At 64.5% G+C, this 12,868-nt stretch carries 16 protein-coding genes and 2 pseudogenes; 14 read left to right on the top strand and 4 right to left on the bottom strand.

All coding sequences use genetic code 11. The features are described from left to right. Nucleotides 1–94 precede the first annotated feature (94 nt). From A37A_RS19920 to A37A_RS15465, 4 genes and pseudogenes are all read left to right on the top strand, one after another. Entirely contained in the window at nucleotides 95–454 is a 360-nt protein-coding gene (locus A37A_RS19920) for a DDE transposase family protein (protein WP_018290062.1), read from the top strand. Between the two features lie 56 nt (nucleotides 455–510). Beyond that, nucleotides 511–615 (top strand): annotated as a pseudogene (locus tag A37A_RS21165) (DDE transposase family protein); the annotation flags it as partial. 78 nt (nucleotides 616–693) lie between these two features. Continuing rightward, nucleotides 694–1,020 (top strand): transposase, encoded by a 327-nt coding sequence (locus A37A_RS18875; protein ID WP_231363744.1) that lies wholly within the window; start codon nucleotides 694–696, stop codon nucleotides 1,018–1,020. Between the two features lie 557 nt (nucleotides 1,021–1,577). Next, the gene (locus tag A37A_RS15465; protein WP_196799475.1) at nucleotides 1,578–2,147 is read left to right on the top strand and encodes an FkbM family methyltransferase; all 570 of its coding nucleotides are present in this window, start codon (nucleotides 1,578–1,580) and stop codon (nucleotides 2,145–2,147) included. Between the two features lie 64 nt (nucleotides 2,148–2,211). On the opposite strand, the gene A37A_RS0102975 is transcribed toward A37A_RS15465, so the two are convergent. Together A37A_RS0102975 and A37A_RS19915 are read right to left on the bottom strand one after the other, a co-directional pair. Next, on the bottom strand, nucleotides 2,212–2,637 hold the full coding sequence (locus A37A_RS0102975) for a PIN domain-containing protein (RefSeq protein ID WP_020493919.1): 426 nt from the start codon (nucleotides 2,635–2,637) through the stop codon (nucleotides 2,212–2,214). Continuing rightward, nucleotides 2,634–2,906 carry an AbrB/MazE/SpoVT family DNA-binding domain-containing protein gene (locus tag A37A_RS19915; protein WP_196799474.1) on the bottom strand — a complete coding sequence of 91 codons (273 nt, stop codon included), beginning with the start codon at nucleotides 2,904–2,906 and terminating at the stop codon, nucleotides 2,634–2,636. Before A37A_RS19915 ends, A37A_RS0102975 begins: the two co-directional genes overlap by 4 nt. Nucleotides 2,907–3,123: 217 nt before the next feature. Here A37A_RS19915 and A37A_RS21705 point away from each other — a divergent pair, with 217 nt between their 5' ends. The 5 genes and pseudogenes from A37A_RS21705 to A37A_RS15450 form a co-directional block, all read left to right on the top strand. Beyond that, nucleotides 3,124–3,258, top strand: a complete 135-nt coding sequence (locus A37A_RS21705; protein WP_255324849.1) for a hypothetical protein — start codon at nucleotides 3,124–3,126, stop codon at nucleotides 3,256–3,258. Further along, nucleotides 3,227–3,646, top strand: coding sequence for a nucleotidyltransferase domain-containing protein (locus tag A37A_RS0102965; protein ID WP_018290055.1), 420 nt, complete (start codon nucleotides 3,227–3,229; stop codon nucleotides 3,644–3,646). Before A37A_RS21705 ends, A37A_RS0102965 begins: the two co-directional genes overlap by 32 nt. 264 nt (nucleotides 3,647–3,910) lie before the next feature. Continuing rightward, on the top strand, nucleotides 3,911–5,311 hold the full coding sequence (gene iscB / locus A37A_RS0102960) for an RNA-guided endonuclease IscB (RefSeq protein ID WP_155996452.1): 1,401 nt from the start codon (nucleotides 3,911–3,913) through the stop codon (nucleotides 5,309–5,311). Further along, complete coding sequence (locus A37A_RS18870) at nucleotides 5,262–5,633, top strand: HepT-like ribonuclease domain-containing protein (protein ID WP_343122721.1); 372 nt, start codon at nucleotides 5,262–5,264, stop codon at nucleotides 5,631–5,633. The genes iscB and A37A_RS18870 overlap by 50 nt, the downstream gene beginning before the upstream one ends. Before the next feature lie 10 nt (nucleotides 5,634–5,643). Beyond that, nucleotides 5,644–5,937, top strand: a pseudogene (locus tag A37A_RS15450) (DUF86 domain-containing protein); the annotation flags it as partial. Between the two features lie 49 nt (nucleotides 5,938–5,986). Here A37A_RS15450 and A37A_RS15445 read toward each other — a convergent pair. Continuing rightward, nucleotides 5,987–6,514, bottom strand: coding sequence for a hypothetical protein (locus A37A_RS15445; protein WP_018290052.1), 528 nt, complete (start codon nucleotides 6,512–6,514; stop codon nucleotides 5,987–5,989). Between the two features lie 229 nt (nucleotides 6,515–6,743). Between A37A_RS15445 and A37A_RS20465 the strand changes: the two genes are divergently transcribed. From A37A_RS20465 to A37A_RS0102925, 5 genes are all read left to right on the top strand, one after another. Next, nucleotides 6,744–7,715, top strand: coding sequence for a hypothetical protein (locus A37A_RS20465; protein WP_018290051.1), 972 nt, complete (start codon nucleotides 6,744–6,746; stop codon nucleotides 7,713–7,715). Then, nucleotides 7,712–8,785, top strand: a complete 1,074-nt coding sequence (locus tag A37A_RS15435) for a radical SAM protein (protein WP_020493917.1) — start codon at nucleotides 7,712–7,714, stop codon at nucleotides 8,783–8,785. Before A37A_RS20465 ends, A37A_RS15435 begins: the two co-directional genes overlap by 4 nt. Further along, nucleotides 8,782–8,982, top strand: a complete 201-nt coding sequence (locus A37A_RS0102935) for a lasso RiPP family leader peptide-containing protein (protein WP_018290049.1) — start codon at nucleotides 8,782–8,784, stop codon at nucleotides 8,980–8,982. Before A37A_RS15435 ends, A37A_RS0102935 begins: the two co-directional genes overlap by 4 nt. A 109-nt stretch (nucleotides 8,983–9,091) precedes the next feature. Continuing rightward, nucleotides 9,092–9,382 (top strand): PqqD family peptide modification chaperone, encoded by a 291-nt coding sequence (locus A37A_RS0102930; protein WP_018290048.1) that lies wholly within the window; start codon nucleotides 9,092–9,094, stop codon nucleotides 9,380–9,382. Between the two features lie 5 nt (nucleotides 9,383–9,387). After that, nucleotides 9,388–11,262: an asparagine synthetase B gene (locus A37A_RS0102925; RefSeq protein WP_018290047.1), complete on the top strand. Its 1,875-nt coding sequence runs from the start codon at nucleotides 9,388–9,390 to the stop codon at nucleotides 11,260–11,262. Here A37A_RS0102925 and A37A_RS15430 read toward each other — a convergent pair. Next, nucleotides 11,259–12,716 carry a lasso peptide biosynthesis B2 protein gene (locus A37A_RS15430; protein ID WP_018290046.1) on the bottom strand — a complete coding sequence of 486 codons (1,458 nt, stop codon included), beginning with the start codon at nucleotides 12,714–12,716 and terminating at the stop codon, nucleotides 11,259–11,261. The two genes, A37A_RS0102925 and A37A_RS15430, sit on opposite strands and share 4 nt — an antisense overlap. Nucleotides 12,717–12,868 lie beyond the last annotated feature (152 nt).

Genomic DNA, 12,868 nt, shown 5'->3' with positions numbered 1-12,868 from the left:
TCGCATGACTGAAGCCAAGCCATTTATGGCTGGATGATGGGAGCCGGATGAATCGAGAGGTTCACGTCCGGTTCTGGGAGAGCGCGGGGCTGCAATGCCCCGCGCCACTCGCCTGCTGCCGCAGGCGCTGGCCTTGGACGGCAAAAGGATTCGTCATCATATTGGCCTCCTGACCTTGGCTCAACAGGAGGACGGCGCCCCGCAAGCAGTCGCGGTCTACGACCAAAAGCGAGGCACGGTCCGATGCGAACAAAACGCGGCGGTGGCGCTGCTGGAAAAGCTGCCGGCCCTGGATGGCAAAATCATCACCGCCGACCCGTTGCACTGCCAGCGGCGCCAGGCCCGTCTCATCGTCGAAAAATGGGACGATTACTTGTACGGGATCAAGGGAAACCAGCCTCGCTTGCTCCAAGAGGCGCAAGCCTTGGACGCCTTGCCCGACATCCCCTTTTAACCGAGAACCAAACCGGTCATGGCCGAGTCGAAACCCGCCAACTCCATGCCTTCCCTCTCTCGCTCCTCTCCGAATGTCTCGACGAACAATTCTTCCCGCAGTTCCGCGAACGACTCCTCTCCAGTCCCAAGCAATGTCTGCCCATCCTTGCCGCCGCATGAACTCCAAAACAAAAGACCCTGGATTTCCTCTCGTTTCTGGACGAGCTTGTCAAACGCTACGAGGACCAGCGGCTCTACGTGGTTTTGGACAATTTGAACACGCACAAGAATGAAAAGGCCCGAAACTGGCTCAGGCTTCACCCTAATGTCAGCTTTCACTATACGCCGACCCATGCTTCCTGGGTAAACCTCATCGAATGCTTCTTCAGCATCCTGACCCGACAGGGCCTCCAACACTCTGTTCACAAATCGAGCAAGGACTTAGAGCGCTTCCTCAAGGCTTACTTCGCCAAATACAATGACCACTGTCAGCCCTTCCATTGGGCTAAAGGGCCGGAAAAGCTTCAGCACATCATCGAGCTCACCCAGCAATTCCAAGCCGAATATGCTGCTGCGCACTTATGAGGCGGTGTACTAGTCTCACCCGTTCTTCGGTGCCGCCGTCACCCAATGCAAGGCCGTCTCCTCCGGCGTTGGCATTCCGGAACGCTGTTGAAAAGAATGCCGCACTGGCAGATGATCCAATCCCGGGCCGCCAGCTGCTTCTCGATGGCCTTTTACCGGAACCACCGCTGCCGGTCGCCCGGAATCGCACGGCTCCCGGCCAAATCGATCTTCACCCTGGGCCGCGAGCGCCCCAATCTCCGCTCGACATCGTAACGGAGTTCCTTCATGGATGCAGAGTTCGTGGACGCCGCCTCGGCGGTGCCGGAAAAGAGCAGGGCGGCCGGAGAAACGCGCCACGGACCATGGGACGAAATCTTGAGGGAGGCTCGGTGAGCGGGAAGGGAAGACGGTGATGAGTGCTCGGGAGCTGATCCGGAAGGGGGCCAAGCTCGCGGCCCTGTTGCGCGATCCCCTCTACCGGCAGGGGCTCCGGCTCGGGGTCGCGGCGGGGATCGAGCATGAGCGGCTCTTGGCGCGCTATCCCTGCTCCACACTTGTCGACGTCGGAGCCAACCGTGGCCAGTTTGCGCTCGTGGCGCGGCGCTCCTGGCTCGAGGGCGCGGATCTACTCCTTCGAGCCCTTGGAGGAGCCTTGCCGGCGCTTCCGCAAGCTCTTTGCCGGGGATGCCAAGGTCCGTCTCTTCCCGGCGGGGATTGCGCCCAAGCGGGAGCGCCGCACCATCCATCTTTCCCGAAAGGAGGACTCCTCCTCTCTTTTGCCGATCGGTGCCCAGGCCGAATTCTTTCCCGGAACCGAGGAGGCCGGCAGGGTGGACGTCGAAGTGGGTCCCCTGGGAGAGTGGCTCTCGGGCAAGGAGATCGAAAGCCCGGCCTTTCTCAAGATCGACGTCCAGGGATTCGAAGGAGAGGTCTTGCGCGGCTGCGAAGGGCTCCTGGAGCGCTTCGCTTGCGTCTATGTCGAGGCGTCGTTTGTCGAGCTCTACCAAGGCCAGACGCTCGCGGACGAGGTCGTCTCGTTCTTGCAGGAGAGAGGGTGGCGGCTGGAAGGCGTCTACAACCTTGCTTATGCCCCGGACGGAAGGGCGATCCAGGGGGATTTCTTCTTCGTGCGCCGGTCCCGCTAAGGGAGCGGACGCGTATCGGGCCGGGTCTGCGAACACCGACCGGCCGAGAGCGTGCGGATCGGCGTCAGGGAATCCGGATGCGCTCCTCGATCTCGGGGCCGAAGCGCTCAAAGTGCCTCCTGTTCCAGGTGTAGATTGCCTTCGCCTTCGCCTTCCGGGCGCAGTGGACGATCAGTCCATCGTAGACCGTTCCGCCCACGATCCCCGCGTCGGCGGCCCGCTCGACGGCCGTGTAATATTCCTCTGGACTAAGAGCAACAAGGGTTAGCCGCTCGCGGATCTGTGCGAGGAAGAGAAGAACTTGCTCGCCGCTGAGCCGGTGCCGGCCAGGGAAGCGGGTCATCACGGAGTAGACCTCGGCTAGGCTGTGGGCTGCGCAGCAGTCGAGGCTCTTCTCGGCGTCGAGAAAAGCTTGCAGGCTCGGTTCGTGATGCTCGTGATCCTCCAGGAAGGCGGGAATCAAGACTGATGTATCGAAAAGAGCCCTCAATGGGTCCCCAGGTTCTGGCTGTCTCGGTCCCGGCGTACCGCCGCGATCGTTCTCTCGACCGTCTCGGCGGAGAGCGGTTCTCCGGAACGGAAGACCCAGACGCCGTGCTTTTTCCGCAGCGGCGCTGTGCCGCGTAACGGACGAAGGAGGATCTGCTCGTCGATCTTCTCCAACTCCAACTGGTCACCCGGAGAGAGCTGCAGCTCCTCGCGAACGGGCTTCGGAATCACGATCCGGCCCAACTTGTCCAAAGTGATTCTGGTAATCATGATTGGCAATTGCTTTACCATAAGATAAGGATCTTTGCCAAGTCTCGCATGCGAGAGGCCGTCTTCCGAGGTGGAGCATCGGGTTTTGGGGACGGGTTTGGATCGAATCGGGAAATCGGCTTCAGGCGAGGATCGCGGAAGAGGGGTGTTCCCAGGTTGATCCAGGGTCGATTCTGCTAAAAAGATAGAAGGTTTCCCCGACTCCAAGACCAAGACGATGAGCGCGGATTCGCCTGGAGACTCCTACTCGCCGATCCGCGAAGCGATGCGTGTCGCCTTGCTCGCTTGCGCCGTGTCGGGCAAGCTTGGGGTCCAGGAGAATGGAACGGCTCCTTCGCGAACGCATCGTTGAGACCTTGCGAGCCCGTCTGCCCGGGCTGCTCGCCGTCTACGCCTTCGGCAGCCGGATCGCGGGCACCGAGGGGCCGGGCAGCGACCTTGATTTGGCAGTGCTGGTGGAGGGATATGCCGATCCGTGGGAGCTCTTCGATCTCGCGGGCGTGCTGGCCGACCTGGCGGGCGTTCCTGTCGATCTGCTCGATCTGCGCGCCGCCTCGACCGTGATGCAGTACCAAGTCCTCACCCGGGGTCAGTGCTGGTGGGCGCGGGATCTGCGGGCCAGGCTCTTCGAAGCGGCCGTGCTGAGCGAAAAGACCGCTCTCGACGAGGCGCGCGCGGGTCTGCTCGCCGATATCGAGCGAAGAGGGACGGTCTATGGCCGGTCAACTACCCCTCCCTGAAGGGAGGAGCTTGAGGGAAACCGAGAGCTAGGTTGACCAGGGTGAGCCAGAAGATGGCTACGTATGCGACAGGTAAGAAAACCCACTCCGTGGATGCTTCCTCAGTCCCGGACCCTGGAAGGGGAGGATCATGTTGGCGAAAGGGAAAGCGCCGAAGGTTCTCTCCGCCGCCGCGAGGCGGAAGCCGGTTGCATACCTTCCCGAGGGGAGCGGAGTCGAAAGACTCCCGTTACCGCCGAAAGGCGAGAAGAAAGAGGTAACTCAATGCGTATCTTCGTGATCGGGAGCCACAGGGAGCCGTTGATGCCATGCCACCCGGCTAGGGCGCGTGAGCTCCTGCGTGAGGGCCGAGCGGTGGTGCATCGGCGTTATCCGTTCACGATCCGGCTCAAGGATCGGGAGGACGGGATACGGCAGCCGATACGCCTCAAGCTCGATCCCGGCAGCAGAACAACTGGCCTGGCATTGGTACGCGAGGCCGCGAACGGCACGCAGCACGCGCTCTGGCTGGCGGAGCTGGAGCATCGGGGATCGGCGATCCGGGAGCGACTGGCTACCCGCCGGGCATTCCGGCGGCGAAGGAGGTCAACACTGCGCCATCGGCCTGCTCGCTTCAACAACCGGAGACGGCCAGAGGGATGGCTCGCGCCGAGCCTACGGCATAGGGTGGACACGACGATGACCTGGGTAGCACGATTGCGACGTCTGGCTCCTGTTACCGGGTTGAGCCAGGAACTCGTGAGGTTCGACACGCAGGCTATGCAGAACCCGGAGATTGCCGGAGTCGAGTATCAGCAGGGCACATTGGCCGGATATGAGGTTCGCGAATACCTGCTGGAGAAGTGGAGCCGCCAGTGCGCGTACTGTGGGAAGAAGAACCTGCCGCTGGAGGTGGATCACATCGATCCCAAGAGCCGGGGCGGCTCGGATCGGGTGAGCAATCTCACGCTGGCCTGCCACGAATGCAATCAGGACAAGGGAAACCGGGATATCCGGGAGTTCCTTGCGAACCATCCGGACAGGCTAATGGCGGTCTTGGCTAAGGCGCAGACACCGCTGCACGATGCGGCCGCGATCAACAGCACCAGATGGGCCTTGTTCGAGCGGCTCAAGGACACCGACTTGCCTGTTGAAACCGCCACTGGCGGCCGGACGAAGTGGAATCGCAACCGGCTGAACATCCCCAAGACTCACTGCCTGGATGCGGCGTGCGTGGGGGACCTCGACAGACTGCTAGGCTGGAACGTGCCGGTCTTGGGCGTTAAGGCTGCGGGTCGGGGCAGCTACCAGCGGACGCGACTGATGAAGGACGGCTTTCCTCGCGGCTATCTGACACGGAGCAAGCGCCACTGTGGATTCCAGACGGGGGACTTGGTGAGAGCCAGTGTGCCGAGGGGGAAGAAGGCTGGCATCCATATCGGCCGCGTGGCGGTGCGCGCAAGCGGCAGCTTCAATATCCAAACGCTTCATGGCGTGGTCCAAGGTATCAGCCATCGCCGCTGCTCGTTGATTCAGCGTGCGGATGGCTATGGATACGCCATTAAACCCAAGATAGCAGAACGGAAGGATGTGGGAACAGGGGCGGCTTGCAGCCGCCGCGCTATCCCTCCCCGGCATGAATGCCAGGGGTCTCCCGCGCAAAAAAGATGGTCTCTTGGTCAATAAGGCGGCGATCATCGAGCGCTGCGTCGCACGGGCGCGGGAGGAGTACGCGGCCAACCCGACGGGTTTTGCGACCGATTTCACCCGCCAGGACGCGGCGATTCTGAACATCCAGCGGGCCTGCGAAGCGGCCTTGGACATGGGCCAGCATGCAGCCTGCCTGTCTCCCAAGCGTTCTCCTGCGGCTTGCGCAAGGGACCTGTCTGCTTCGTTGGGCCTTGGTTTCCCCTCCTGGCAGTATGTCGTCATACAGCTTCGGGGGAAAACCTGCGCCCCCGCCTTGCATCCAGGCCCATCCGCCGCGCCTCGGTTACGAACTTTATGAGACAGACAGGCTCGTTCGCCGCGAGAGGTTGGGGGTGCCGCAGGGCGCCCGCGAGGTGTTTCCCTTGCTGGCGCAAGGCGGCTGGATCGAGACGGCGCTGGCCGATCGGCTCAAACGGATGGTGGGGTTTCGCAATGTCGCGGTGCATGATTATCAATCGCTCCAGATTCCCATCGTGGTGCGCATCCTCACCTCGCATCTCGAGGATTTTCTGGAGTTCAGCCAATCCCTCTTGCTGCGCGACGCCGCAAAGTCGGAGCCTTCCGCCCAATCGCCGCCGAATTCGACCGGCAATCGGTCATAATCCTTCCGGAAAAGCCACCCTTCCTGCTTCTCGCAAGCGCTCTCCCCAGTCACCCGCGACCCGGTGAAGGCACCGGGATTCCGCAGCGGTCGGCGATCGCGAGCCCAAGGGCTTTAAAATCCCGGTAGCATTCCTGGACGGCGGCGGCATGAGAGCCGATCGCTCCGTCCGCGGGACGGAGGAAGAAGATCGGCTTTCTGGCCTCCTGTGCCATCGACATCAAGCTCGGGTAGTGCTTTAGGATCGCCAAGCAGTGGGGGTCGTTCTCAACCCGAATCTCCTCCTCGACGGCTTGTCCCAGCACCGCTTCGTGATACTCGGTCGGAATTCGTTCCATCCAGCGGGCGTACGATTGGACCGGCCGGTCGAGGCGGACGGCGTGCTGCATCACGACGTAGCCCGCAGGCTGCATTTCAGGTCCGGGGAGGGGGAGGTCGGGATTGGGATTGTTCCTCAAGCGCTCTTCCCAATCCTTTCGCCAGCTTCGGAACGTCGGTCCGAGGGAGACCTTTTGCGCTCGGGCCCGATCGGATGCGAGATCGAGAAAAAGCGCCTCGCGTTCTTCAGGGCTCAACATGGTGGTCCCGCTCGAGGACTCGGACAAGAGTCCGGAGGGGATCGGGAGAGCGCAAGCGCAAAGGGGCTCTGCCCCGCTGGCCGCCGCGAGGACCGAATCCGTACCCCTGGTCCCAGGCCGCGCGCCCCGCCCGGAGCGGAAATTCGGGAGAGGGTCCGGTCGGAGGAAAGAATGTCCATCGCTTCCTATTGCAGCTAAAGAGATCTTTAGTGTATGAGCATGTGGGCTGATGAACCCTGGAACAGACGAGAGCGGTGGTTCGTGCCTGGTGGGGGACCCTTGCGGCCGCTCCGGCGCGGCCGAGCGGGTGGCCTTTGCCTACGGGGCTCCGATCCGGTTGCCGGCGCCGCTGCCGCCTTTGCCCTCGGGGCGTTGGCAGGACCGGGGCCAACGGCCCCTCGCGATTCGGGAGGGAACTCTCTGGGAGGGAGAGGAACCCCTGGATCATTCGGAGGGACGGTGCCATGGGCGGCGGATCGATTTCTTTCGCTACGAAGAAGAAGGGAGACCCCAGAGGCTCCGGATGGAAATCGAGGGCCGTAGCCGATTTGATTGGGATGAGGCATCCAGGGAAATCGGCTGGGGAGCGCGGCCGGAGCATCATGCCGTTCTCCCCTATTGGCTGACCGCGCACGTCCTCCCGCTCTTCCTCTGCTCCTCGGGGGCGTTCCTTCTGCTCCATGCGGGCTGCGTCGAAATCGGCGGTCGCGGGGTCGCCTTCCTGGGCGGCAGCGGGGCCGGAAAGACTACCTTGACCGGATTCGCGATGGGGCTCGGTCACCGCCTTGTCTGCGACGACAAGCTCCCGATCGTTTCCTCGGATGGGGTCTGGCGAGGGTTGCCCGCCCACCCCTACCATCGGCCGGAGCGCTTGCCCGAATCGTTGGGACGGAGGGTCGACGTGTTCGTGGAGCAGCCGGTGCCGATGGCGCTCTTCTGCCTGCTCGATCCGGTGCCCGGCTCGTTTTCGCCGCGAATCCAGGCCGTTCCGTTTCGGGAAGCTTTCCTTCAGACCTGCGCGCACCGGGCCGCCTACTTCCGGTGGAGCGATCAGGCGGATCTCGATCGGGTCGCGCGGCTTGTTCGCGACTTCCCGGTGCTCCGGCTGGAGATGCCGAGGGACCGGAGCAAGCTGGGGGCGGTCTGGGAGCTGCTCTGCGGGCGGCTCGGGGAGGGAGAGCTTCCGGAGGAAGGCAGGTGAGCTTCGCCTGGAAGAGCGTAGGTCTGATGTATACGCGGAGATGCCCGCTTGCGTGCGGCCACTGCGTCACCCGCAGCTCCCCGCGGGCCGAGGGGAAGATGGATCCCAAGGATGCCGCGCGCTACATCCAGGAGGCGGCACGGGTCAGCCCGAACCTCTGCTTCACGGGCGGGGAGCCGCTGCTCTACGCGGAGGAGATCCAGGAGCTGGTCGCCTTGGCGGCGGATATGGGCTTACAGGTGTCGCTCGTCACCGGATGCGGTTGGGCGAAGCAGGCGGAGCGGATCGAGCCCGTGCTCGAGGGATTGGTGGACGCAGGCCTCGGGCATCTGGTCATCAGCTGGGATTCCTTCCACGAAGCGTTCGTGCGGCGGGAGACGGCGGTCCGGGTGGCGCGGAGCGCTGCGAACCTGGGGCTTCGGCCGAGGATCCGTTCGGTCTTTCGCTCCGGCGATTCGGCGGAGGCGCGCGCAGGTTGCTTTTCGGAGTTTGCTCCCTTTGCCTTAGCGCACGAGGCGGTGGAGGTGCTGCCGGTCGGCCGGGCCGCGAGCCTGCCTGAGGAGAGCTTCGGCTGGTCGAGCGGGCCGCCGGCGGGATTCTGCCCTTCGGTCGTCCTGCCGGTCGTCGGGTGGGATGGCAGAGTCTACGCCTGCTGCGGCCCCTCGCTCGATTCCGAGACAGGCTCTCCGCTCATCCTGGGAAATGCGCTCGAGGAACCGCTCGATCGGATTCTCGCCCGGGGGCGCTCCGATCTGGTGCTCCACGCGATCCATGCGATCGGCCCGCGGGCGATGGCGAAGCTGATCGAAGAAGAGGTCGAGTTCCCGTCGCAACGATTTGCGGGCATCTGCCAAGCTTGCCTGGCGCTCACGAACGACCCGGCGCGGGTAGCCCGAATCCGGGAGAAGCTTGCCGACCCGGAGATTCGCCGGCTGCTGGCGGTCCACCTGCTCGCGAGAAGAGCCGGGAAGCCGGCGGGCGGGCGGGCGGAGGAGAGGAAAAATGGTGCGGCCTTGGTCGGCTGCGGCAAGGGATGTGGATGTACAGCAGAAAAGGAGGAAGAGATATGAAGAGCAATAGGGATAGGGGAAATCGGGAACTCAACCAGTCGGCGGTCCTTGGGAAGGATGGGCGGCGGAAGCCCTACGAGGCGCCGCGCCTGGTCGTCCTTGGTACGGTCGAAGAGCTCACGAAGGCCAAGGGCCTTCTTTTGACCGATACGGCTCTTACCGGAAGCACCGTTACGACCGTGACCGTCCTCGGCTAATCGCGGGTGGTCCGCGGCCTGATGGGATGAGGTCTTCGAAGCAGAGGCGGCGGAAAACATCTGTCCATGCCGGGTTGTGATCGGTTCACCCGGGGGAAGAGGAGGCGGAATGAGTTTGGCCAAAGAGGATCGGGTGGAGAGGGCCCGCGAGGCGGCCTCAACCAGGCTCGAGGAATCGGTTGTGATCCTCCATACGGAGGAAGGAACCTACTACCAGCTTGACGGAGTAGGTGGCCGGATTTGGGAACTGCTCGAGGAGCCGGTCTCCTTCGGGGGACTCGTCGCGGCGCTGGTTGCGGAGTTCGAGGTGGACGGGAGCCGCTGCTCGGCGGATACGGAGGCTCTGCTCCGGGATTTACTGGACCGGCGCATGGTGCGCCGGGTCGAGGCCGGGCGATAGCTCCGATGGGTGCCATCGGAGGAATCTGGTCCCCCCGGGGAGGGGCTTTTGAATCGGCCCTGGTCCGGATGGCCGAGGCGCTCGAACACCGGGGGAGGGGAGCGAGACGCTTCCTCTGCTCGGAAGGGCTCGGCCTTTTCGAAGATGCATCGCCCTCGGGCGGGAAGCCTTTGCAGACGGAAGTTCCTCTGGTCTTCGATGGCCGGATCGATAACCGGGCGGAGCTGGCGGCGGAGCTCGATCTCCCCCGGGAAACCTCCCCGGAGGTGCTGGCGGCGGCGGCGTACGCGCGCTGGGGGCGGGGCTGCACGGAACGCTTGCGGGGAGAATATGCCTTCGCTCTCTGGGATGCGCGGCGGGCGATCCTTTTTTTGGCGCGGGATCGCTTCGGCGTTCGGCCCCTCTACTATTTCTGGGAGCCCGGGGGAGATGGCTTCTTCGCGTTCGCCTCGGAAATCAAGGGGCTCTTCGCCGTGCCGGGAATGCCCCGCCGCCCGAGGGAGTCGGCGATCGTCGATTTCGTGGCGGGGATGGCGGCGGAGGTCTCGGAAACGCCCTATGAGGGCATTGCCCGACTTCCCCCTGCGCATTGGATGGAGGTCGGACAGGAGGGAGTGCGGATCGGGCGTTACTGGAGGCTCGACGCCGCAACCATCGGGGCCAGGAGTGATCGAGAGGTGGCGGAGGAGCTGCGCCGCCGGCTCTCCCGGGCGGTGGAACGCCGGCTCCGGCCGGGAGCGCGCGCCGGGATTTTGCTGAGCGGCGGGATCGATTCCTCCTCGATCACGGGGCTGCTTTGGGAATATCTGGCCGGCGCAGGGGGGCCGGAGGTGATCTCCGCGGTCTTTCCGACGATCCCGGAGTGCGACGAGAGCGCGTTTCTCGAAGCGGTGGTCTCCCACCACGGCCTGCGGCATCATTTGGTTCGGGGGGATCTGCTCGATCCGCTCGGGGCGATCGAGCAATGGCTCTACCGCCAGGATGGACTTGTCCTCGGCTACAACCTCTTTCTCAACGTGGCCTACTATCGGGAGGCGGCGGCCGCAGGCGTCGGGCTTCTCTTCGACGGCTTCGACGGGGATACGGTCATCTCTCACGGAGTGGAGCGGCTCGGCGAGCTGGCTTGGACGGGAAGGTGGCGGACGCTGGCCCGCGAGGTACCCCTGCTGGCTTCCGGGCACGGCATTTCGGCAGCGGACGTCTGGAAGGCACACGTGCTTCGGCCTGTTCTGCCGGTGCCGGTGCGCTTGGCCCGGCTTCGGATCAAGCGGGCGAGGGGGGAGGGGCTGCCGTCGCTCCCGAGCCGGGCGCTGGCCCAAAAGCACCATCTTGCCGATCGGATGTTCGCCGCGCAGCGCCTGAGCCTTGTCGCGGGCGGTTCGGTGCAGCGGATGCACCGGCTCCATCTGGAATCCCCGGTTCTGGCGACGATTTTCGAGGCGTTGAACAAGGAGGCTGCTTGGTGGGGAATCGAGCCCGCCCACCCCTTCTTCGATCCGGAGGTCGTGGAGTGGTGTCTGGGGCTGCCGAGCGATCAGAAGCTCCAGGACGGGTTGACCCGCTATGTGTTGCGGGAAGCGGTGCGGGGAATCGTGCCGGAGAAGGTCCGGCTGCGCCGGGACAAGAGCGACCAAAGTCAGGCGCTGACCCTCCTGCTCCACCGGCACAATCAGGCCCAGCTCCAAGGGCTGCGGAAGGAGGACAAGCCCTTCCTCGAACCTTACTTCGAATGGGCGGAACTCGAGAGGGCCTGGCATCGGTACCAGGGCTCTCCGAACCCGGCGGATTGCATGGTGCTCTGGCGGGCCAAGGTCCTCGCTCTCTGGCTCCGCGGCTTGGCATCGGGCAAGGGGTGGATGGAGCGGCCTCCCCGCTCCTAACCCGTGTTCGGGAGCGCGTTGCGGTTCCGGACCGAGGAGAGGAGCCGCAACGGGCGGAGCAGGGAGTAGAGCGCGTGGAGGGGCCGCGGGAGGGGAAGCCAGAGATAGTCGGCCGCGCTCGGAGCGGTGAGGAGCCGGAGGGCGAAGCGGAAGCGGTGGCGGGAAGGGAGCAGCGCCAGGAAGCTGAAGCGCCCGGGACGGCGGGAGGATCGGGGGAGTGGCCACGGGGATGAGGCGAGGGCATGGTCGAGGCGGTCGAGGAGCCGTTCCCAGCCGCAGCGGGCCGCCAGGGCTCGGGTCCGGGCGCGGTCGAACGCTGGAAGGAGGGCGATTTCCTGGACGTCGAGCAGGAGTTTCGGGTTGCGCCACCGGTCCCGGGCGGCGCTGGCCGCCAGACCGAGATAGAGCCAGTCGAGGGTCCATCTCCCCGCGAGGAGCACCTCGTCGCGGAAGGCGGCGAGCGCATCCTTCTCGAGCGAGGCGTTCCAGAGGAAGGCCCAATGGATCTCCAGGTGGTAGGCGAGGCAGCCCTGCTTGCGTAGAAAGCCGCATTCGGTGTCATTTTCGAGCAGGATCTCGGTAGGCACCGGCTCGAGGGGGGAGCGATAGCCGGATTCCCGGCAGATGGCTCTCGCCCGGGAGAGCGACTCGAGTGGAATGAAGAGATCGATGTCGCTGGAGCAGCGGAGCTGCTCGCTTCCGTAAAGGTGCCGGGCAAGGTCCGGCCCCTTGAAGGTGACGCAGGGAATGCCCTCGGCTCGGAGGAGCCGGAGCAGCCGCTCGCTCTCCTCGTGCTGGAGGCGCTGCGCGAGGGCGTTGCGGGCGAAGATCTCCTCGAGCGCTTCCAGAACCGGCTTCGGAGCTCGGATGCCGCAATGCCGCAGGTTGCGGCGCAGCATCGGGAAGAGACCGCTTTGCCGCGAGTAGGAGAGAATGTCGACCCAAGGGAGGGCATCGGCGTCCCAGCTCGCTGCGAGGAGACGCTCGGTCTCGGTCCAACGGTAGCGGGCCAGGAAATAGCCGAGACGCTCCCCGGAGCCGAGAGTCGATGGCTCCGCTGCCGGCACCCGGGCGAACGCGGGTTCTTCGAGCGGGACAGCTTGTCCGACGGCATCAATAACCTGGAACCGTTCCAGCGGCAACCATCCGAGAACGATCCGGCCGCCGCTTTCGAGCCAGGCATGCGCCCGAAACTCCGCTCCTTGTTGGCGGACTCCGATGACGAATCGGCTCGGGGTACCGGAGAGGGCGAGGAGGAGGTGGCCCGCCGCGGCCTGAACAAGGCAGCTCGACCAGGGGAGGCGTCGGGAGAGCAGTTCGATGGCCCAGCAGACGGGGAGGGGCGGAAGAGGAAACCAGGGCAGGGGAGAGACTCGGGCGAACAAGCCGCGGAAGTGGGCGAAGGAGCTTCGCCGGAGCCCGATCCGGACCACCCAAAGAAGCGGATAGGCCAACGCGAGGGCGGCCAGCTTCCGGGGACCGAGCCGGAGAAGGCGGACCCAGGTCGATCCCCGGATGAGGAGGGGCAGATGCTCTTTCTTCGAAAACGCGGGCAGGGTTTTGGAGGGGTTTTGAGGCTGAAGTAACTAAAGATTGGTTCGAAGTC

The sequence above is a fragment of the Verrucomicrobium sp. 3C genome, from assembly GCF_000379365.1.
GTDB lineage: Bacteria > Verrucomicrobiota > Verrucomicrobiia > Methylacidiphilales > Methylacidiphilaceae > Methylacidimicrobium.
Note: the sequence above shows the minus strand (reverse complement) of the source record. Positions and strands in the feature narration are given on the sequence as shown.